Here is a 22,451-nt window from a genome sequence, read left to right as displayed (position 1 = left end):
TAGATAATCTTAATCAAATTGAAAATCATTTTAAGAATTATTGGAGATTTAATCATTACTTATGAGCATTACAATGGGAATCAAAGTTGACACTGAAGCCAGAAGCCAGACTCCAAAGGCTGCCAGTCTGTTATTTTCCCTCATCCATATGGAAAACCCATAGCTAAACGTATAATACCCTGAACATAATATTAAAAAGCACAAAATATATCTCACTTTTTTCCCTTTCCACTGGAATTCCAGATATCTGAAGTATAAAATTTTATTCCCATTCTTCTTATATTCACAGTTAAATTCACATTGATCTTTGCCTGGTCATAATGACTCAGCCAGTTATAATTTTCCCATTCCTGAATTGTTTTAAAGTTGCCGGCTACATAATACCCGAATCCGAAAATATCAGATTTATATTCCCTTTGAGTCTTTTCAACAGTAGCATTTATACCTTTTAACAGAAAAGCCCTTATTTGTTCATCCAAATCCTTTACCATACATAATTCCTCATATTTGATTTTATTCTGTATGGAATCTATGTCTGCTTCTAATTTCAGATCCACATCAATTATAGGTTTTCCATTTCTGAAATAAGCCTTTATCTTAGGCTTTGTGGATAATTTAATATAAGATACAATGACAGTATCAGGACTATACTTGTCATTAATGGTTATAGTGGCACCTTTGAATTTGCCTTTTACAAGAAGAAAATATCTGGTTTCATAGCTATCCAAAGCTCCCACCATCTTATCCTCTCTAAACACAGCTGTACCTGAAAGTTCTCTTTTAGCCGACCCTTCTCTTGGAACATCACCGGGTAAATAACCTTTGCCTGTAATTGGAGGAGTGTTTTTATTGTTATTTTTACCTTCAATACTTTGATAATTATTTACGCCGCCATAAGCTGCAGTAGGCTGCTCATAATTTGAAAGAATACCTTGATAAAAATCAAATAATTGTTCTCGAATGGAATAGGAATTATGTTGAGATTGAGAAAAGAATAACTCCACCATCTTCGGAAGGCTCTCCCCTATAATGGATACATTTTCTTTAATAAAATCTTCGGACTGCCCTCTTACCACAGTGATTGCCATAGTACTTCTTATCTCCCTGTATCTTTGAATTCCTAAAATCTGATTACCTATGCCCTGTACTGCAATTTCTTCTGAAAATACAATAGCTTTTAGGTGCTTTAATGTAACTTGCCTGGATATCTCCTGTCCAAACATTTCCATGGCTTCAATTATACTGGGTGCTTCAATAACGGCTATATTTGCTTGTGTCTGCTGGGTTCCGCTTTGATTTCTGTTTCCTGCACCATATACAGGGTATTGTATGGTAATTTTAAATTTATTATTATATCCCTGATCTACCCCCAGTATTACAGGATAAACTTCATCGTCAATTTCCACCGCATCATAACAGCCTGTCAACACAGTAAGTAATATAAAAATACCCAGGAACAAACTAATCTTTCTGTACATTTGAACTGTCACCTTTTTTCTTTAATAGTATGGATACAACTAATACAGCGGCAGGTATAAAATAATTTATAACCATACTGTATTGACGTGTGAACAATAAATTTACTGACGTCAGCTCCAATACATTTTGAGGGATAATTGCTATAATAAAAACTAAAAAGGCAAAAGGCATTAAAAGAGGTCTGTGATTTTTTATATTAAATATTTTACAATAAATACTTATACATATATAAAATGCTACAGCTGTGGTTATCATGGAAGGTATAATCCATGTCACCAGGAATATGGTTTCCACCCTTTGAACAAATCTGTTAAAATAAATTGTCTTTGACAATTCAAAAATGCCTGATATATTTTCTTTCCCAAAGGAATAGTTAAAGGAAGCCAAATAAAACGTAAAACAAATTGAGAATATAACTCCAGATAATACTATACTTATAATACCTGTTTTTTTTATTTCCTTTAGATTGCGCAGAGAGTCTATTACAACAAATAAAACAATAAATTCACTGTAAGAAGAACTTCTCAAAAATTCAGAATATAGAGTGTTAAGAATTCCATATCCAAGATAAGGCTTTAAATAATTAAAATTATATTCCTGATATGCCATTGAAAATACTAAAACAAAACCTAGTATAACAGGTAAAAAACATATGCCGCACAATTGCCCAAGTCCTTTAAATCCAAAATAGGAAATTAAAATCGCCACTAATAAAATACTTCCCATTATGAAGCTTGGAGGGGTTTTGGGCAGATTGTATATCTTAATCATATCCACAAATTCCCTCAAATTAGATCCTGCATAAAAAACACAATACATGCACAAAATCATCCCCAAAATCTTTCCAAAAAACTTTCCAGCCACTTCGTCAAATATCTGAATTAAATTCATTCCAGGGAATCTCTCCATAAGCATGCATATAATATAAAAAAATATTATGCTGATAGCACAGGATCCCAGGGTAGAATACCAGGCTGCAGTTCCAACTCTCTGCACCACCAATGCTGCGCTGGAGTAAAATATTTTATTTATAATAACTAAAGTTACAAGGCATACAGCTCTAAATACTCCTATATTACCTTCATTCATAAACTTACCCCTATCTTAAACATTCTGATTTTTATCATTTTTTTCAACGTTGGCATCTTCATTAATCCAGCCTCTAGAAACTGCCGGCTGCCTTTTTGGATCCATGGTATGCAACTCTTCAGGCCTGAATTGCTGTTTCCAGACAGGATAATTTAAAACAGTATCCTTGCTTTTCTTCGTCTTAGGAGGAAAATTGGAAAGTAAAGGAACTCCAAAGGACTTTAAATTGATAAGTATGGCAGTATAACTGACTATTCCTATGCATATACCGAAAAGCCCCAATATATAGCCAAGTAAAATAAAAGACAATCTAATTAACCTGGTACCATAAGTCAGACTAAAATCAGGTATGGAGTAATTCCCCAGCACTGTAAAAGAAATAACTATAATTAAAATAGGACTTATTATACTTGCCTGTACAGCAGCCTGACCGATTATCAGTGCTCCAACTATTCCTATGGTATTTCCTAAAATGCCCGGTATCCTTATACCGGCTTCCCTTATAAGTTCAAAAGAAATTTCCATAAATATAACTTCTACAATAGTGGGAAAAGGTACTTCTTCTCTGGATCTGGCAATGGAAATTAAAAGAGAGGAAGGAATCATCTCCTGATGATAATTTATAAGGGCCACATACATTCCCGGCAGCAATAAGGATATGATTATTCCAAATATCCTTACAGCCCTCAGTAAAAATCCAAATTGCCATTTTAAAATATAATCCTCCGAGGTATGAAATAAAGTAAAAAATGTGATTGGTAAAATCAGCACATAGGGGGTACCATTGGAAATCAGCGCCACCCTTCCCTCCATAATATAGTAACAGGTTCTGTCACTTCTTTCCGTTGACAGCAAAGTGGGAATCAGTGACCAGGTATTATCTTCAATGTACTCTCCCAACATTCCGCTTCCGGATATAAAGTCTGTTTTTATACTGCTGATTCTCCTCTTTACCTCCTTTACTATTGCAGGATTTATTATGCCATCTATATACATAATTGCACATTCATTGTTATTGCTGTCCCCCACCCTCAATTTCTCCGTAATCAAATCTTTATTTCTTATAAGCTTTCTTATAAGAGTTACATTAGTGGACAGATCTTCTGTAAAAGCTTCATAAGAACCTTTTACAGACCCCTCCGTTTGAGGTGTGGTTACTTCTCTTTTTTGAAAGCCCTTAGTGCTGTATGCTCCATAATAATTACATCCGTCTATATACATTGCCGTATTTCCCGAAATTATTTGATATATGACATCTTTAAATTTATTCACAACTTTCATGCCATTGATTTCAACTACATTATTTAAAATAAAATTTATCTCCTCCTGTTTTTCATCTGTATATAAATTGTCATCTTCCCCGCACTTATTCCCAACTTTATAATTTAGAAGAGGTCTCAATATAAAATTATTTACAAGATTATTGTCCACAGCACCATTTAAATAAGCTATAAATGCATTGTATTTTCCTGCAATTTTAATTTTTCTTATTACAATATCCCTATTTACAGGATAGTGAAATTCCTGTTGAATAAATTTTATATTGGAATCAATATCAACTTGAATTTTATCATGGTTATTCTGTTTAGAACCATTTTTTATACTTAAGGAGTCATAACCATAATCTGTATTTCCAGAACTTTCATTCACTTCGGGTATATAAAAACTCTGTACCTCTTTTTTATTTTTATAGGTAATCAGAGAAGTCAATTTTTTAAATATGTTGCCCATTATCCCACCTGCCATATATAATCTATTTTTGCATTGGTCATATTATCTGCAATTTATACTTTTTTATCCCATTGGTATTATTTCTCATATAATTATATATTTCATTTATAATATCTATTCAATTGATATTTGCTTTTCTGCCTGATCTTATATTGAATACTGTAAAAGTAACCAAAGGCAGCAAAAATAATGCTGCAACGCATACATACACATATATGTCTAAAAATTTAAAAAGCGTAAGCAGATTTTTTGCAATTATATAAGATGATACATAGATCACACCTGTAAATGCAATTAAAAATATATTTGGATTTATGACTTTATCAAATTTAACCTCTCTAAGCATTAAAATAAGTGCAAAAAATGTAGTTATATATTTTGAAAACCAACCGGATGTTACCTGAAATATTACATAAAATTCACCGCTTGCTATAAATCCAAAATATGATATGAGCTGGGTCTGCACCAGCTTGGGATAAACAATGGTATTAGCCCTCTCCACATTGAAAGTGGCAAGTACCCCCACTATGGCAATAACTATCATTTGAGCTACAAACAAGTTGCCTACAAAAGAATATTTTCTAATACCTTTTTTAATTTCCAGCTGACTTAAATAAGGCAGTGCAATTGTAATAGATGAATACATGCCTATGGATTTTACAATAGACAAAAAAAAGTCGGCATTTATTCCATGTTCAAATAACGGAAATAACCTGCCATAATCTTTAAACTTTGATGTTAAGGCAGCTAAATTAACCCCATTAAATATGGAAATTGCTATACATATCATAATAACTGCCATTACGGAATACCTGCCCTTTTTTACCGTATAAAACCCCGGTATCACTATAAACAACAGTATGTACCATACAGGACTTTCTATAAAAAAATTGGTATGTATTACATTTGACTCTACAGAAGCACTTTCTATGAGAGATAAAAAAATCCCCACCGCAAATATAATTAAAAATATATTTCCAAGTAGATTTCCAAAGGCAGCGGTAAATATTTCATGTACACTGTAACAATTGTTTTTCACACATATATTTATCAGATAGTCAAAATACCACAGCATTATTATGCAGGTTATTATAACAGCAACCCAGCTGTCCCTGCCTGACATATTCATAAATATTTGAGGATAAGTTTTCAAGCTGGCTATTGACAGGGCAGATATTATGAAAAATATATGTTTAAAACTGAACTTGCCCATAAATAATCTCCATTTCACACTAAATTTTACATACAAATATTATCTGCTAAACCATGAATGTTATTCAGGAAAATACAGATAATATACCTGGTGATGAAAATATGAATGATTATTTAAATTATATAAATGATAAACTAAAAGGCAACTCGGATTTGAAACATCGTGAAATAAGATGTGCCAAAGGTACTATATCTCTGCTGTTCATAGATGATTTATGTGATTCAAAATTTATAAGCCAATATATAATAGCTCCTTTAATAAAAAGCAGTAATTTAATTAAGGATACGGAAATAATAAAAAACAGAGTTCTCTACAGCAATTCCTTAGGGAATATAAATTCCAAGGATGATGCACTGCTGCATATTTTATCCGGTGATGTAATAATTCTATCTGACTTTTATGACAATGCCATATACTGTGAGGCTAAAGGATTCAGCAAAAGGCCAGTATCCTCCCCTTTAACTGAGACAGTGGTAAAAGGCCCCAGAGAAGGTTTTAATGAAGCTATAATGGATAATATAGCTCTTATAAGAAGAAGGATAAAGAGCCCCCAGTTAAAAATAGAATATAAGATCATGGGCAGCATCTCCAACACCACTGTGGCCCTTTTGTATATACAGGATTTAGTTCCACAGAAAGTATTAAAATACATCAACGATAGATTGGAGAAAATTGATATAGATTTTCTTCTGGATACAAATTATATAGAAGAGCAATTAAAAAATTCCGGAACCCTTTTTGATACCATAGGCTACACTGAAAAGGCCGACACTGCAGCATCAAAAATATTACAGGGGCGGGTAGTCATTCTGGTGGATGGAACCCCCTTTGCCTTAAGTGCACCCTATTTTTTTATAGAAAATTTTCAGATGGCAGATGACTATTATTTAAATATGTATTACACCAGCATAATCAGAGTAGTCAGACTCATTGCTTTTGTCATCTCAGTATTTTTGCCGGGATTATACATAGCCCTTACCACCTATCATTTTTCACTGATACCTCTTATATTTGTTTTTAGGCTTTCATCCTCCAGGGCGGATGTACCCATTCCCACTATACTGGAAGTTTATCTGATGCTGTTTTTTTTCCAGCTTTTAAGGGAAGCCGGAATACGCCTTCCTCAGCCCATAGGACAGTCCATGAGCATAGTAGGTGCCCTTATACTTGGTCAGGCCGCAGTAAGTGCTGGATTAAGCTCCCAAAGTACCGTAATAATAGTGGCTGTTTCCGCTATATCTTCTTTTTTGACGCCTAAATTATATGGTCCTATACTCATCTGGGCTTTTATAATACTGCTTTTATGTTCTTTAATTGGAATGTTGGGATTTCTCATGGGGTTATTCATCTTGATATCAGATATAGCTTCCCTGAACAGCTGTGGTTATCCCTATATTACTCCTATATTAACTAAAGATAATTTAAGATACAAAGATACTTTCTATAGGGGAAAATTAACCAACATATCCAACAATACTTTCAATAAGGATGATAAGAGATGAAAAATTTTCTTTGCTGTTTTCTAATAATATGTACATCTTTTCTTACTGGATGTTTTAACTACAACGACATAGATAAGGTCATATTCGCAACAACCTGTATAATAGATATAGACAATCAGGGTAACCCTGTAATTTATGTAGAGGCCTTTAAATCTCAGAGATCTGTTACCGGTTCTTCCAGCAGTGACCAGCGAATTCTTTTTAGAGGCTCAAGAAAAACCATGTTTGAAACCATGAGGGATATAAACTTATCCGCCAACTATAAATTAAATTACACTCAGAATATGGGAATTATATTTACTGAAAAAGCCGCTGAACAGGGTATGCAGAATTTTATAGATTTTTTTGAAAGGGATCAGGAATTTGTCCTAAGAGCAACTATAGCTATCCTAAATGGATGTCCGGACAATTTTATCAATGTAAAATTAAAAGGACAGGAATATATAGGAGTTTTTGTTCATGACTTAATAGAAAACATACCTGCATCCTCCAGAGAGGTTACCACCAGTTTAAATGACTTTTTAAATGGAATGCATACCAAAAGCCGTACATCTGTAATCCCCATGATACAGATAAAACAGGATCAGCCGGAAACTAAAATAGAAATCAGCGATGGAGCCATAATTAGCAATTATAAAATGGTGGACACATTGAGAAGGGAAAATGGGCAGGGTTATAATTTTCTGCTGGACAATATAAAAACAGGTTCCCTGGAGGTAACCAACCCAAATGCTCCCTCTAAATTTGTGGGACTTGAAATAGTAAAAAATAATACAAAAACAAAAATGTACTACAACGGTAAAAAATTAGTAGTAAAAAAAATAATCAATACAAAAGTGAGCATATCCGAAGCACAGGGCAAGATGAATTTGAACAGCAGCTCAATAAAGGCAATACAGACAAATGCAGAAAGCAACATAAATTATGCCTGTAAAAATATATTTGAAGAATATAAGGAGAAAGGGCTGGACATATTTCACTTAACAGAAGATTTTCAGAGGAGATACCCCAGAGAGGACTCAGACAATATACTGCAAAAAAGTGAACTTCAGCTGGATATACATGTGTCAGTAGAAGGCTCTTCCATCAAAACAAATTTTAGGGATTAATTCACTGGTATCATTGATAATAATGGTATATAATAGGCGTTGAAACAAAATTTAAAAATATTAGGAGTGAAATAGGTGATATTATTAGGAAAATTTAATCTCTTAAAAATAGCTCGAAAAACAAAATTCGGATATTATTTGGATGCTAAAACAGGCATTCCCATGAACGATATACTTCTTCCAAACAAAAATACCCTGGGGAATCAACTTTCCATAGGAGACGAGGTCAATGCCTTTATATACAAAGATTCGGAAGACAGAATAATTGCCACTCTCAAATCACCACTGGCCACAGTTGGTGAAATTGCATTGTTAAAAACAGTATCCAGTGTCAGCTTTGGCTGCTTCATAGATATCGGTTTGGAAAGAGATGTGCTTGTTCCAATATCAGAGCAAAAATACAAACTGATTTTGGGGAAATCCTATCTGTTTTACCTTTATCTGGATAAAACAAACAGAATAGCAGCAACCACGGATATAGACAAATATCTTATGGAACTTAAAGAAGAAAATGCAAAATATAGCCCGGGCAAAGAAGTGAAAGGTACGGTCTATGGTTTTCAAACAAACAACAGTGCCATGGTAGCGGTAGACAACATGTATAGGGGTATTATATTAAATAATGAATATTTTACAAAATTGGAAATTGGTGATGAACTGAATTTAAGAATAAAAAAAGTTTATGATGATGGTAAATTAGGCCTTACACCTAGAAAAACTCCAAAATACGAACGGCTGTCCATGGAAGATATCATACTTGAGTATTTGAAGTCTCACCATGGATTTATGCCTTATAATGATAAAAGTTCTCCTGAAGACATAAAAAATGTTTTTCATGAAAGCAAAAATTACTTTAAAAACGCTCTGGGTGGACTTATGAGGAGAAATCTGATTTCACAGGATAAAGACGGAACAAAACTCATCAAAAAATAAAAACTGCATGCAGTTCATTTCATTTAGAACTGCATACAGTTTTTTTCTTTCAGACTACATCATCGTACATATAATAACTTACCATGATTTAACAAATAATTTATAATAATTTCAGGAATATACCTGCTATAACCACCGATGCAATAGATACTGTTACAAAGCCACCTACCAGCATCCTTGGGAGTAATATATCCACCAGATAATTTTTCTCTTCCTCTGTACTGCCTACGGATTTACAAACTTCTGTAGTTATAATATAATCTGCCGGGAAGCCAAAAAGTGCTGTAAGTGCACAGGCAAAAGCCATTTCCTTTGAAAACCCAAGAGGTCTTCCCACAATCATTGACATTATGAACATACCTAGAATTCCCAATATTATAAGCACCACTATTGGTCCTAACATTCTTAAAAGCTGTATTGGTGTAACACTGGACAGCTGTGAAAATACATATGCCAAAAGTCCAGCTATGAGCCAGTTAAAAACACCTGCTTTAACAAGGGATTGCTCTTCCAAAAATCCTAATTCGCAAAAAACAACTCCAAGCACAAGACATATTACATACTGGTTCACAGCCCCACCAGTTAAATTAGACAGCCACCCTGCAATCATTGATACAAAAATTACTTTTAAAAGTATCATAGGAGCAGTTTGATAAGCCTTTGGCAGTGCCGGTATAAGTTTTTTCCTTCCGCCTTCTTCAGACTGAAACATACTTCCTTCCTTTAACACCTTGGGATCAGGACCATTTTTCCTAAAATCTCCTATAACTCTCTTTCCTTCTTTCTTCAAACACCATGAAGTAATAGGATATCCAAAGAAACTATGAGTTATAAACATTGCTATAGGAAGTACCGCAAGTGTGGTAATACCTTGAGCTTTTAACCCTTCAGACATAAGCAGTGCTGCCACTATTCCACCTGTAAGAGGCGGTGTTGCAGCTACAACCGTGTGCCAGTCAAACAATAATAATCCTATGGTCATAGTTAAGAGCATGATTCCACATACTCCACAGATTGCAACTACTACTGCTTTCCATTGATCTATTAATTTTCTCAGACTCATAAGAGTTCCTAAATGTACAAGAAGCAGCCCCATTGCAATTTGTATAAATTCTTTACCAAAAGATGCTTGTGAAACTACGTCTTTTGGGACAAATGTCCAGAACCCTATTAAAAATAAAACAGCAGAAATAAATACTGAAGGAACATAAGCCTTCGTCTTTTGTGATACAATTTCCCCTATTAGTAAAAACAACATTACCAGAAGGAAACACTCCACAGATGTAAATTTCATTAAACTTCACCCCTTTTTAAATTACGAAAAAATCATTTCAGCAATCTTATTGTAAAAGCATTTACCGTGCCAATAAGCTTAACAAAAAACAGTTATGAAGTTTATTATTCATATAAATAAAACATTGAATTATAAATTTATATATATTTTTTATTAGACATTTTTATTTAATAAAATCGACACAATAATTCTCCTTTGTCAAATATATTTTCTTTACAAAACCATTACATTAAATTTGAATTTTCAATCTTTTAATTTTTTTATTGTATAATTGAAAGATATAGGTATTATGTATTCATTTATAATAGTTATTGAATTTTAATAAGTCAAAAACTTATATCAATAATATTTTTTATCTGTTACTATTTTTTTAGATTGCAAGTAAGTGCATCAATATGTTACAATTTAAATGTAACATATTGATGCACTTACTAATTATGATAGTATTTATTTTATATGAAAGGTGATATTAAAACATGGATAATAAAATTTCAAAATCAGAATTAAAACATTATATATGCAGTATAAATAACATGATATTTCATAATATTTCACTTCCCACTGTATTTGTAGATGTTAAGTGCAATATTTTAAACATAAATCCTGCCTTTGCAAAATATTTTCAAGTTGTATTTAAAGATTTGGAAGGCTGTTGTCTGGAAGACGTTATTCCCAATTCCAAACTTCCAGAGGTAATTAAAACAAGAACCCCTGAAATAGAAAAGATATATAAATCCGAGGATAAAGAAAAGATTATTATTCACAGCATACCTCTTTTTTACAGAGATGAATTAATAGGCGGTATGAGTTTATTGACATCTGAGTCACCTGAAAATCCAAATATATTCAATAAATTTGCCAATTCAAATACAGCATTTCGTTCAAAATATACTTTTAACCACATATTAGTAAATTCTAATGCAGGAAAATTATGTAAAAAAAGAGCAGAAAAATTTGCAGATACAAATTTCACCGTACTTATTACCGGGGAAAGCGGCGTTGGGAAGGAAATGTTCGCCCATGCCATTCATAACAAAAGCAAAAGACGACTTAAACCATTCGTAAAAGTAAATTGTGCCGCAATACCAGAAAATCTTGCAGAATCTGAATTATTTGGATATAATGGCGGCTCTTTTACTGGAGCTTCTAAAGAAGGCAGATGCGGAAAATTTGAACTGGCAAATGGCGGAACCATATTTTTGGATGAAATAGGAGATATTCCACTGTGCCTCCAGGCAAAATTGCTTAGAGTCTTGCAGGAAAATGAGATAGAACGTATAGGCAGCAATAAAGTATTAACCATAGATGTAAGGGTGATAGCTGCAACCAACTGTAATCTAAAAGAAAAAGTGCTCCAGGGCACTTTTAGGGAAGATCTGTTTTACAGGCTGAATTTTTTAAATCTTGAAATTCCTCCTCTTAGAAACAGAAAAGGAGATATAGCTGTTTTAGTAAAATCCATACAAAATAACTTCTATAAAAAATATAATATAAAGAGATTTTTTTCCGATGATATACTAAAGGCCTTATACTCCTATGATTGGCCTGGAAACATAAGAGAATTGACAAATATATTGGGGAGAATAATGGTAACTTCTAAAAACGAAATTATAACTATGGATGATTTACCTGATTTTATATTGAAAAGCTGTCATCCAAAGGATCCCAATAAAAATGTCAATGATAAACTTTTAAAAGATTCCATCCATAAAACTGAAAATAAATTAATAATGGATACATTGATAAAAAATAATTTTAACAAATCAAAGACAGCAAAGACTTTAGGAATTCCAAGAATGACCCTGTATAGAAAACTAAAAAAATTATTTCCCGGTGAAAACAACTGATATTTTATTTTTTCTCCAGCTTTCTATAAATGAGTTTCCCAAGTTCATTTAAAATAAAAGGTATTATAGATAATAAAAATACAAATAACCAGTCATTTAGCGTAAGTCTAAATGCTTTAAATACGGATGCCAGAAATGGTATCATAATTACCACATTTACCAGCACTATTCCAAGAACTATTGCTCCGATTAAATATTTATTAGTAAATACCCCGATTTCAAATATGGATTTTTCACTGTGCCTGATACTTAAAGTATAAAACAATTGAGATACGCTGAGCACCACAAATGCCATAGTCTGTGCATGCATCAGTGAATTTGGATATATTCTGGTACCTATATAAAAAGCAGTTAGAGTAATTGCTCCTATCAAAATACCGTTGCCTATTAAGAATACCCCACTTTTTCCTGAAAACAATCCTTTTTTTGCATCACGAGGTTTTTCTTTCATTATATCCGGATCATCAGGTTCCACTCCAAGTGCCAGCGCTGGAAGACTGTCTGTTATTAAATTTACCCACAAAAGATGAATTGGTCTCAATACTGCCGGCCAGCCAAGCACTATGCCAATAAATAGTGCTATTATTTCTCCTATATTACAGGAAAGGAGAAATAATATGGACTTTTTTATATTATTATATATATTTCTTCCCTCTTTTACTGCTTCCACAATGGTTGAAAAATTGTCATCAGTCAATATCATATCTGAAGCGCCTTTAGCCACATCAGTTCCTGTAATTCCCATAGCCACACCTATGTCTGCAGCCTTCAGGGAAGGTGCATCATTTACGCCGTCTCCAGTCATAGAAACTATATTCCCCTTCTTTTTCAATGCCCTTACTATATTTACCTTGTGCTCAGGAGATACTCTGGCAAAAACCCTTAAATTATCAATTTTATCTTCTATTTCACCTTCAGATAATTTATTGAATTCATATCCCAGCATAACTTGAGATGAATCCTCTGCTATACCAAGTTCTTTTGCTATGGCAAAAGCTGTATTTTTATGATCTCCCGTAATCATAACTGTTCTTATACCGGATTTTCTGCATTCTTCTATGGACTTTTCCACATTCTCCCTGGGAGGATCTATCATCCCCACCAAACCCACAAACGTCAAATCACTTTCCATGGAATCAATTTGGATTTCAGTTGAATCCACCACTTTAAGAGCTGTACCCAGTACCCTAAGAGCATCATTTGACATTGAATCAGCTGCAGCAGTAACTTCTGACTTTAATTCCTCCGTAAAAGGAATCATACTGCCATTTGCATATATGGACTTACAAATTTTAATTAAATTATCCACGGCACCTTTTGTAATTATATTATATTTATCTCCAAATTTATTTAAAGTGGTCATAAGTTTTCTATCTGAATCAAAAGGTATTTCATCAACTCTGGAATGTAATTCATTTTCATTATCTTTATATATATTAAATTTAACTCCTAACTCCAGCAGTGCAATTTCCGTTGGATCTCCGGTTTGGGAATCTTCAGAATAAGTTGCATCACTGCAGAGCACCATATTCTTTACAAGGGCAGAATGTACCCTGTTATTCATATCCAGATATGAAATGTGGTTTAAAACACCATCCGCATAGAACCTTGTGACTGTCATCTTATTTTGAGTCAAAGTTCCTGTCTTGTCAGAACATATTATATTCACGGAACCCAGTGTCTCTATGGCAGGAAGTTTCCTTATTATAGCATTCTTTTTTATCATTCTCTGGACTCCCACTGCAAGCACTATAGTGACCATGGCCGGCAGACCTTCCGGAATGGCCGCCACAGCTAAACTTATAGCTGTTAAAAACATTTCAAACAGATCTCTTTTTTGAATTACTGCAACCACAAACATAAGGAGACATATTATAAGAACTACAAACCCCAGCATCTTGCCAAGCTGTGCCAGCTTAATCTGAAGAGGCGTTAAATTTTTTTCATTTTCCTCAAGCATTCTTGCTATTTTCCCTATTTCAGTATCCATGCCCACAGCCACGGCAACACCTACACCCCTTCCATAGGTAACCATGGTAGACATAAATGCCATGTTTTGTTGATCTCCAAGAGCTATGTTTTCACCTTTCAGTATGTTCTCCGCACATTTTTGTGACGGTACGGACTCCCCAGTGAGAGCTGATTCGTCTATTTTTAAATTTGCAGTCTCAATTAATCTTAAATCACAGGGTATATATTTACCTGCTTCCAAAACTACTATATCTCCTACCACTACATCCTCAGAAGATATTTCCATAATCTGTCCATTCCTTTTAACCAGTGCTTTCGGGTAAGAAAGCTTTTTTAAAGCTTCCAGTGCCTTTTCGGCCCTTGATTCCTGAATTAGCCCTATTACTGCATTTAATACAACTATAATTACTATAATAACCGCATCACTTATTTCCTTAAGTGCAGCGGAAATTACAGCTGCTGCCAATAATATATATATCAATACATCATTTATCTGTTCAAACAGGAGTTTTAAAATTGACTGCTTCTTTTTTTCAGATAATTTATTTAATCCATATTTCTCCCTTCTGATTAATGCTTCTTCAGAACTTAACCCATTTACAGCATCTGTATTAAATTCTTTTATTATCTCCTGGCTGCTTTTTTCAAACCACATAAAATCACCTACCTATGTTTTATTTTTTGAAAATACTATAATCTTATGCATATTAAATAATTTATTATGACTTTTACATAATAATCTTCAAGATATTTTATAGTTTATCCTACAAACGCCATTGATAAAAATCACTTTATTAGATATATATTACATATATGGTTATTACTTATGATAGAATTATACTATATGGAATAGGAAAACTCAACATATAATTATTTATTTTATATAACATAGTATCGTTAACCATGTCATTGAGTTCAATATTTAATACATATTTTTAATACAATTCACTATGTTTTTATTAAAATATTATATATAATGAATATAATATATATTTGTCAATATTTTAATAAAAAGCCAGGAGGTATATTATGGAAATTTCTAGAATTGGTGGAACCTCTCCTCATTCTTCAAGTAATAAAAATATAAAAATAAAAAAAGATTTTTCCCAGAGTTTTAACTCCCAAATGGAAAAAAAATCAGAAGAGCAGCTTAAAAACATGTTTGATAATATTAAAAAGAGAGGAAATAGATTATCTATAACCAAATGTTACACAGATGTTAAACTTTATAAAAAGATGATAAAAGAATATCTGGAATCGGTTTTAAAATACATGTACAATGTGAAAAAAGATATAAGTTTCTGGCAGACACAATATTTTATAACAGTGGACACCATAGATAAAAGACTGGAGGATCTTACTGAAATGCTTATGAATGATCAGAAGAAGAACTTGGATGTGGCCGCTACCATAGATGATATAAGTGGTCTTCTAGTGGATATATATAAATAAATTATTATATGACTGAGGCCAGCGGAAAGATTTCTTCATTTTCATCATATTTTTCATCAAATTGACTTATAGGAACAGGATTAGTCCCCTGCCTACTTCCATGGCAAATCCAGGTTTACTAAGGTATTCCATAAGCCAATCCCTATATAATATGTGAATTCTATCTTTTAACAGCACACTGCTTGTAATTTTCAGCTTTTTTAATATATCCCTGGGCTGAATTCCTCAGAAAATTTTTTTCCTCTTCCGTAAGCTGTCTCACGACTTTTGCCGGTGATCCCATACACATCACTCCAGATGGTATCTTTTTATTCTTGGTTACAAGGCTTCCAGCTCCTATAATGGTCAGTTCCCCAATTTCCGCATTATCTAAAATTATGGATCCCATGCCAATTAAGGAATACTTTCCAACTTTACCTCCATGTATTATTGCATTATGTCCCACGGTAACATATTCCCCTATTTCCACAGGATTCATTCCTCCACTGGTATGCAGGGTACAATTATCCTGTACATTACTTCCTTTTCCCACATATATATAATTCACATCACCCCTGAGTACAGCCCCAAACCATATACTGGCTTTCTCATGAATTTTGACTTTTCCTATAATTTCTGCATTATCTGCTATAAAACAATCCTTATCCACTTCCGGCATGTAATTTTGAAATTTTCTTATCATATGACTTAATCTCCTTCGTATTTATATTTATTTACATTTTAACACTAATTATAAACTACTTGGAGCTGAATTAGAAAGTATTTTATAAGTTTATATATCATAAAGTGTAAATAAACTTGTAAAAAGCAGCCTATTTAAAAACCAGGGTGAAATACGCCATATATATAAATTGAACTTTTATAAAATATATAATATAATATATAAGCACTATATGTAGTATTTATACATTCAAATGAATACTATATATAGTAGCAGCTATTTAAATATAAATACAAAATACATAGTTTTGATACAATAGCTTACATAAGGAGGTAAATTGTAATTGGATAGTATAAAAGACTTGTTTAAAAGATATTATACAAAATCCCTTGAAAAAGACAAGAATAAAACAGTATATGATTTATTTAAATGGAAAAAAACAGATGTATTTTTAAAAGATCATAAAACCCATAAAGTCCTGGTAGATATGAAGGATCTGGAATTCCCGGAGCAGTATTCCCAAAATTCCTGTGACATAATAGCCTCTAAATACTTTAGGAAAGCTGGCGTTCCAGGAAAGCTAGGCTATGAAAACAGTATGAAATCAGTAGCCCACAGGATGGTAAATTTTTGGTGTGAATCTTTAAAAGATGAAGGACTTATAAAAACAGAAGAGGAAAGTTCTATTTTTTATGATGAATGTGTATATGGGCTTTTAAATCAAATGTATGCTCCTAATTCTCCCCAATGGTTCAATACAGGTCTTAAATTATCCTATGGCATAAAAGGTATAAAACAGGGAAACTACTATTTTGATGATACCCTTAATAAAGTAATGGAATGTGAAGACAGTTATACCAGAACTCAGGCCTCCGCCTGTTTTATATTATCTATTGAAGATAAACTTTTAGGCCCCCATTCCATATCCCAGCAATTTGTAACAGAAACAAAGTTATTCAAAGGCGGATCAGGAACCGGTACCAATTTTTCCACCATAAGAGCAAAAGGTGAAAAATTATCTGGAGGCGGCTCATCCTCAGGACTTATGAGTTTTTTAAAAGCATTGGACAGAAATGCAGGTGCCATTAAATCCGGAGGCACTACAAGAAGAGCTGCAAAAATGGTGTGTCTGGATGTAAATCATCCTGAAATCATGGATTTCATAACCTGGAAATCAAAAGAAGAGGATAAGGTAAGGGCTCTTGGCAAAATGGGATACGATATGGATATTGATGGTGAGGCTTACGAAACTGTTTCGGGTCAAAACAGCAATAATTCAGTAAGATTTTCCAACAGCTTTATGGGTAAAGTAGACAGGTTAAAGGCAAATCCCGATGAAACCATCAATCTTACAGGCAGAGTTGATTCCAAAGTGACAAAAACAGAAAAAGTAAAAAAAATTTGGGATATGTTTAATACATCTGCCTGGAAATGTGCAGATCCTGCTCCCCAATTCAGTGATACTTTTAATGCCTGGCACACATGCCCTGCTGGAGAAGATGGAAAAGTAAATGCTTCTTATAACAGTATTAACTCCACAAACCCCTGCGGTGAGTACGCTTTTTTAGATAATACTTCCTGTAATCTTGCTTCTATAAATATATATAAATTTTATGATACAGATAAAGATATTTTTGATATAAAAGGATATTTGCATATAATCAGCCTGGTTCAGCTAATTCTTGAATCCTCTATACACTGGGGACAGTTTCCTACTGCAGACATTGCAAGGAAAACTCATCTTTTTAGAACCACGGGCCTTGGTATATCCAATATAGCATCATTATTTATGGTTATGGGCTATCCTTATGACTCAAATGAAGCCAGAACGCTGGCAGCTTCACTGGTGGGAATACTCACAGGTCAGTCCTATTATATATCCTCCCTTATGGCAAAAGAGGTAGGAGCTTTTGAAAAGTTTCAAATAAATAAGCCTTATATGATGAGAGTTCTTAGAAATCATGCCAGAGCAGCTTCTGTAGATATGGAATCATTTTCAAAGACCATAGGCTCCAGTTTTTCGAATGAATTTGAAGGATTAAATTATACTCCTCTAAAAGTAGATCTTGAACTTCTGAAAATACAGAATCTATCCTATATAGGAGATAAATTGAAGAGCTGCTGGACAGATGCACTTAAAAGCGGTGCCAAATTCGGCTATAGAAATGCTCAAGTTACAGTTATAGCACCTACTGGCACTATATCTTTTGCTATGGACTGTGGTGCTACTTCAATAGAACCATTTTTCAGTCATATCGTCTATAAAAAATTATCCGGCGGCGGATTTATGACAATTATAAATCCGGTGATAACTATAGCTTTAAAAAAACTTGGTTACACCGCTGAACAAATAGAAGATATATTATCTTATGTACTTGAAAAAGAAACTGTAACTGAAAATGATTTTACTTACGAAAAAATACTGGATGGTAAAATAGAAGGTGCTCCTCACTTAAAAGATGAACATCTTAATATATTTGACACTTCAAATAAATGCGGCAGCGGTGAAAGGTATATTGATCCTATGGGACACGTAAAAATGGTAGCCTCTATAACCCCCCTTATATCAGGTTCAGTGTCTAAAACTGTAAACTTACCCAAAAATGCTTCCACACAGGACTTTAAAGATGTAATCTTATCCTCCTGGAAACTTGGAATCAAGGGTATTACTTTATACAGGGATTCTTCTAAAGCAGCCCAGCCTTTAAATACAAGTCTGTCTGCTTCGGACAACATAAAGCTGGAAGACTTAACCTATAATCAACTTTTAAACAAGGCCAGGGATCTGCAAAAGGGAGTTAAATATTCCAAGAGGGATAAACCTGTGGGAATCCGCACGGGAACAACCCATCCTGCACAAATAGATGATGTGAAAATATATACCACTGTGAACAGATCCTCCAGTGGAGAAATATCTGAAATATATATAACTACAGATAGGGAGGGAACTATAATAATGGGACTTTTGAATTCCCTTTCCAAGGCAATATCCGTAATGCTCCAGTATCACGTGCCGGCACAGGATATATCCAGAATGCTGCGGGGTCAAAAATATGAGCCCTATGGATTTGTTCAAAAACATCCTTATATAAAATATGTGTCCTCCATATCTGATCTTGTAAGTAAGATAATAGATATAGAACTTGGAGACTTTTCCAGATGTCAGGTTAAACCTGAAAATTATGATAAAGACAGTTTGATTTTAGGCAGTTCTTCCACTGAATTAAATTCTCAAAAAATCAACACTACTGAAATCAGGACAAAAAAGACGGATGGAGAAAGGGTATATGGTTCCACCTGCCCTAATTGCTCCAGTACCAGAATGGTGAGAAACGGCACCTGCATGGTCTGCCTTGACTGTGGTTCCACCACAGGCTGCAGCTAAGCAGAGAACCCAAATCTTCGATTTGGTGTGAATCGGTTAACTCATAACACATAACAAATAGTTGACAGCATATACACTGTCAACTGTTTATATTTTATTATTGATTATACACTGATCCTTATTTAAAGGCTGTTCATCTGTATCATAAATACGTTCCATTGTAACCGTTTCACCTGGATTCATAATTACAAACTCCTTGTCATTCCAGGGACCTGTCAAAAGTTTTTTAATATATTCAAGTGTTCCAGGCAAAACTTCATATTGTAATTTCAATTCTTCTGCTATTTTTTTTGTTTTTTCCAAATAATTTTCAAGTTCATAGGCTCCAGTTTTTATAACGCCCAATCTATTATAATGTTTAAACATTATACTGTAAATTTTTTCTGCTTTTTTCTTTCCATAACGCTTCACCGCATCCTGATATTCAACCCATATATTTCTTTCAGATTCCAGCCATCCTTTAGTTAAAAAATAAGTTCCACTGCCGCCAGCCAATTCATTACGTCTTTTGCTGGATCCTAAAAGCAAAGTAATGCAATCATCTACCCTTGGAAACACCATACGGTAAGTTGGAGGTTTAAGTCCAATTATGGAATTTCCGCAATATCCAAAAGCCAAAATAACTTGATCTACATTTGATATATGGTTTAATTCGTGTTGCAAACACTCCTTTAAAGAATCAGGCTGCAGATGAAGACCAGACTCTATCCACAATACGGGATAATTACATTTGACTTCATTCATTACTTTTTTTAATTCATCCTCAATAGTACGACAAGCTACAATCAGAGTATTCATTTTCAACTCTCATCCCCCTTTTACCTGTATTTTCACTATTATTTACTAACTCCATGCAATTTTATATAATCTCCACGAAAATAGGTTATCCCAAGTCCAATAGGTTTATCTTCAATATCGTATAATTTTTGTTCTACTACAAGCAGAGCAATTTCGTCATGTATATGAAGCAGCTTCTTTGTTTTTTCTTCCGGAACCTTTGCATATATTATAAGTTCCTTATTTAAATCATAGAGAGAAGTTCTATCGGATATCATTTCCGGAAAAGTTGCACTTTCAATTTCATTCTCTACAATAGGTACCCCTCTTTTATACAAAAGATATTTTATATCATAAGCCATAGGTTCTCCCTCAGTATAAAATAATCTTCGGATCATAACAACCTTTTTATTCTCGCTGATCTGGAGGCTGCTGGCCAATTTTTCATCAGGAAGTATGATATCCACAGATAAAAGCTTTGTTCTATCCACATCGTTAATTAAATTGCTCATTTCATCATAGACAAAAATATACTTATTGTAATCCGGTTTTTTTACAAAATAACCCTTCCCGGGAATGGAATATATATAGCCCTCATTTGATAAAATAGAAAGTCCCTTCCTCACTGTCATTCGGCTGGTGTCATATTCACTACACAAAGACGTTTCAGAAGGCAAAGCATCGCCTGGATTCAGCCCGCCGCTGCTAATTTCATTTCGTATATCCTCAACAATTCTAACATATATTGGACTCTTCATCATCTGCTACTCCTTACTATTCTTCCTGCATCCATTTCAAACATATTTTAGTCCCAGTAGAAGCATCATTGGAAAAATCATCTGCTCCAATATACTTACTTATATCTGCATTCATATGATTAGCACCTGCGATAACCTTAACTTTATCTCTTATCCCAGCTTTTAAAAAAGCCCTTACCACATCTCTCATTGTTTCTATGGTATTTGTAAGTGCGGCACTCATAGCTACAATATCAGGTTTGTTTTCCTCAACTGCCTTCACAAATTCTTCTTTTGGCACATCTACTCCCAAATCGATTACTTCAAATCCACTGGCTTCCAGCATACCTTTAAAAATATCTTTTCCAATGTCATGAATATCCCCTTTTACCGTTCCCAGAATTACTTTTCCTACACCTTTATCTTTATTTTGAAGAAAGTGTTGTTTCATTTTATCCAATTCCAAAATTCTTCTAAAAATAAGTCCTGAAAGTATTAAATCCGCTATAAAGTAATCCTTGTTTTCGTATAATTTCCCGACTTTCTCCATACCTGTATTGACAGTTTCCAGCAGGATTATAGGATCCATGCCCTTATCCAGGGCTTCACTGGCCAAGTTTATTACTTTTTCTTCATCCAATTGTTCTACATATTTCATAATTGATTTTTTCAATTCACTGAGGTTATCCATTTTATCCTCCATAAATACATAATATCAGAAGTAAACCATTTAATTCTTTATTTCCTTTATTATATATCTAATATCACGGCTTGTCAGCCTTCTTATATCATTATGTGGTTAACTTTTAATATCTTTATTAATTACCTTGACCCTCTCTCTTTCATTTATCATAAACAAAAAACAGTAATCCAACAACAGGAGCTGCTGCAGGTGTCCATCGGCAAACTCTGAATACAGCAGTTATATCAACGGCCCAGCCAACTACAAGAGGTGAGAAAATTGAAGCCATCTGAAATATGTATTTTGTTTTACCACATTATTTTCCCCCTTTTTATGTAAAAACTAATGTATATAATACAATTAAAAGCTGCAATTTTCCTATTAGAAGTTGAAATTGCAGCTTTTAATTTAATAATATATATGCTTTGATATACTACATCAATAAATTAACAACAAATATAAACATCATTTCTTCATACTGCTGCATCTTAGGAGCCATTTTCCCTTCAAGCTTTTCATCAATTTCAGGATGTTCTGTTTTATATTCTTCCCACGTCTTATAATATTCTGTTTTCATAGCAAATCCCTC

The 22,451-nt window shown here is 33.6% G+C and carries 18 protein-coding genes; 6 read left to right on the top strand and 12 right to left on the bottom strand.

Annotated features, from left to right (window positions below; translation table 11 throughout):
• Positions 1–48: 48 nt before the first annotated feature.
• From ACYUJ6_RS03900 to ACYUJ6_RS03880, 5 genes are all read right to left on the bottom strand, one after another.
• Positions 49–216 carry a hypothetical protein gene (locus tag ACYUJ6_RS03900; RefSeq protein ID WP_461844550.1) on the bottom strand — a complete coding sequence of 56 codons (168 nt, stop codon included), beginning with the start codon at positions 214–216 and terminating at the stop codon, positions 49–51.
• Positions 213–1,478 carry a Ger(x)C family spore germination protein gene (locus ACYUJ6_RS03895; RefSeq protein ID WP_461844549.1) on the bottom strand — a complete coding sequence of 422 codons (1,266 nt, stop codon included), beginning with the start codon at positions 1,476–1,478 and terminating at the stop codon, positions 213–215. Before ACYUJ6_RS03895 ends, ACYUJ6_RS03900 begins: the two co-directional genes overlap by 4 nt.
• The gene (locus tag ACYUJ6_RS03890; protein WP_461844548.1) at positions 1,462–2,568 is read right to left on the bottom strand and encodes a GerAB/ArcD/ProY family transporter; all 1,107 of its coding nucleotides are present in this window, start codon (positions 2,566–2,568) and stop codon (positions 1,462–1,464) included. The genes ACYUJ6_RS03895 and ACYUJ6_RS03890 overlap by 17 nt, the downstream gene beginning before the upstream one ends.
• 15 nt (positions 2,569–2,583) lie before the next feature.
• The gene (locus ACYUJ6_RS03885; protein WP_461844547.1) at positions 2,584–4,299 is read right to left on the bottom strand and encodes a spore germination protein; all 1,716 of its coding nucleotides are present in this window, start codon (positions 4,297–4,299) and stop codon (positions 2,584–2,586) included.
• 118 nt (positions 4,300–4,417) lie between these two features.
• Positions 4,418–5,512 carry an endospore germination permease gene (locus ACYUJ6_RS03880; RefSeq protein WP_461844546.1) on the bottom strand — a complete coding sequence of 365 codons (1,095 nt, stop codon included), beginning with the start codon at positions 5,510–5,512 and terminating at the stop codon, positions 4,418–4,420.
• Between the two features lie 101 nt (positions 5,513–5,613).
• On the opposite strand from ACYUJ6_RS03880, the gene ACYUJ6_RS03875 reads away from it, so the two are divergent.
• The 3 genes from ACYUJ6_RS03875 (at position 5,614) to ACYUJ6_RS03865 (ending at position 9,056) form a co-directional block, all read left to right on the top strand.
• On the top strand, positions 5,614–7,014 hold the full coding sequence (locus ACYUJ6_RS03875) for a spore germination protein (protein WP_461844545.1): 1,401 nt from the start codon (positions 5,614–5,616) through the stop codon (positions 7,012–7,014).
• A complete protein-coding gene (locus tag ACYUJ6_RS03870; protein WP_461844544.1) occupies positions 7,011–8,123 on the top strand; it encodes a Ger(x)C family spore germination protein in 1,113 nt (370 codons plus the stop codon). Before ACYUJ6_RS03875 ends, ACYUJ6_RS03870 begins: the two co-directional genes overlap by 4 nt.
• Before the next feature lie 75 nt (positions 8,124–8,198).
• Entirely contained in the window at positions 8,199–9,056 is an 858-nt protein-coding gene (locus ACYUJ6_RS03865) for a CvfB family protein (RefSeq protein WP_461844543.1), read from the top strand.
• A gap of 100 nt (positions 9,057–9,156) precedes the next feature.
• On the opposite strand, the gene ACYUJ6_RS03860 is transcribed toward ACYUJ6_RS03865, so the two are convergent.
• Positions 9,157–10,350 carry a hypothetical protein gene (locus ACYUJ6_RS03860; protein ID WP_461844542.1) on the bottom strand — a complete coding sequence of 398 codons (1,194 nt, stop codon included), beginning with the start codon at positions 10,348–10,350 and terminating at the stop codon, positions 9,157–9,159.
• A 476-nt stretch (positions 10,351–10,826) separates the two neighbouring features.
• Here ACYUJ6_RS03860 and ACYUJ6_RS03855 point away from each other — a divergent pair, with 476 nt between their 5' ends.
• Positions 10,827–12,197, top strand: coding sequence for a sigma-54 interaction domain-containing protein (locus ACYUJ6_RS03855; protein ID WP_461844541.1), 1,371 nt, complete (start codon positions 10,827–10,829; stop codon positions 12,195–12,197).
• 4 nt (positions 12,198–12,201) lie between these two features.
• Here ACYUJ6_RS03855 and ACYUJ6_RS03850 read toward each other — a convergent pair whose 3' ends face one another.
• Complete coding sequence (locus ACYUJ6_RS03850; protein WP_461844540.1) at positions 12,202–14,823, bottom strand: calcium-translocating P-type ATPase, PMCA-type; 2,622 nt, start codon at positions 14,821–14,823, stop codon at positions 12,202–12,204.
• A gap of 374 nt (positions 14,824–15,197) precedes the next feature.
• Between ACYUJ6_RS03850 and ACYUJ6_RS03845 the strand changes: the two genes are divergently transcribed.
• Positions 15,198–15,620 (top strand): YaaR family protein, encoded by a 423-nt coding sequence (locus ACYUJ6_RS03845; RefSeq protein ID WP_461844539.1) that lies wholly within the window; start codon positions 15,198–15,200, stop codon positions 15,618–15,620.
• 160 nt (positions 15,621–15,780) lie between these two features.
• On the opposite strand, the gene ACYUJ6_RS03840 is transcribed toward ACYUJ6_RS03845, so the two are convergent.
• On the bottom strand, positions 15,781–16,302 hold the full coding sequence (locus tag ACYUJ6_RS03840) for a gamma carbonic anhydrase family protein (protein ID WP_461844538.1): 522 nt from the start codon (positions 16,300–16,302) through the stop codon (positions 15,781–15,783).
• A 322-nt stretch (positions 16,303–16,624) separates the two neighbouring features.
• Between ACYUJ6_RS03840 and ACYUJ6_RS03835 the strand changes: the two genes are divergently transcribed.
• Complete coding sequence (locus ACYUJ6_RS03835) at positions 16,625–19,666, top strand: vitamin B12-dependent ribonucleotide reductase (RefSeq protein ID WP_461844537.1); 3,042 nt, start codon at positions 16,625–16,627, stop codon at positions 19,664–19,666.
• Between the two features lie 87 nt (positions 19,667–19,753).
• Here the strand turns inward: ACYUJ6_RS03835 and ACYUJ6_RS03830 are convergent, their stop codons facing one another.
• The 4 genes from ACYUJ6_RS03830 to ACYUJ6_RS03815 form a co-directional block, all read right to left on the bottom strand.
• A complete protein-coding gene (locus ACYUJ6_RS03830) occupies positions 19,754–20,464 on the bottom strand; it encodes a DUF1638 domain-containing protein (RefSeq protein WP_461845433.1) in 711 nt (236 codons plus the stop codon).
• Positions 20,465–20,502: 38 nt separating this feature from the next.
• Complete coding sequence (locus tag ACYUJ6_RS03825; RefSeq protein ID WP_461844536.1) at positions 20,503–21,201, bottom strand: GntR family transcriptional regulator; 699 nt, start codon at positions 21,199–21,201, stop codon at positions 20,503–20,505.
• A gap of 16 nt (positions 21,202–21,217) precedes the next feature.
• Positions 21,218–21,871 carry a cobalamin B12-binding domain-containing protein gene (locus ACYUJ6_RS03820; protein ID WP_461844535.1) on the bottom strand — a complete coding sequence of 218 codons (654 nt, stop codon included), beginning with the start codon at positions 21,869–21,871 and terminating at the stop codon, positions 21,218–21,220.
• Between the two features lie 424 nt (positions 21,872–22,295).
• Positions 22,296–22,439, bottom strand: coding sequence for a hypothetical protein (locus ACYUJ6_RS03815; RefSeq protein ID WP_461844534.1), 144 nt, complete (start codon positions 22,437–22,439; stop codon positions 22,296–22,298).
• Between the last annotated feature and the right edge of the window lie 12 nt (positions 22,440–22,451).

It is taken from the genome of Clostridium sp. JNZ X4-2 (assembly GCF_054889485.1).
This window is presented reverse-complemented; position numbering and strand designations above follow the sequence as displayed.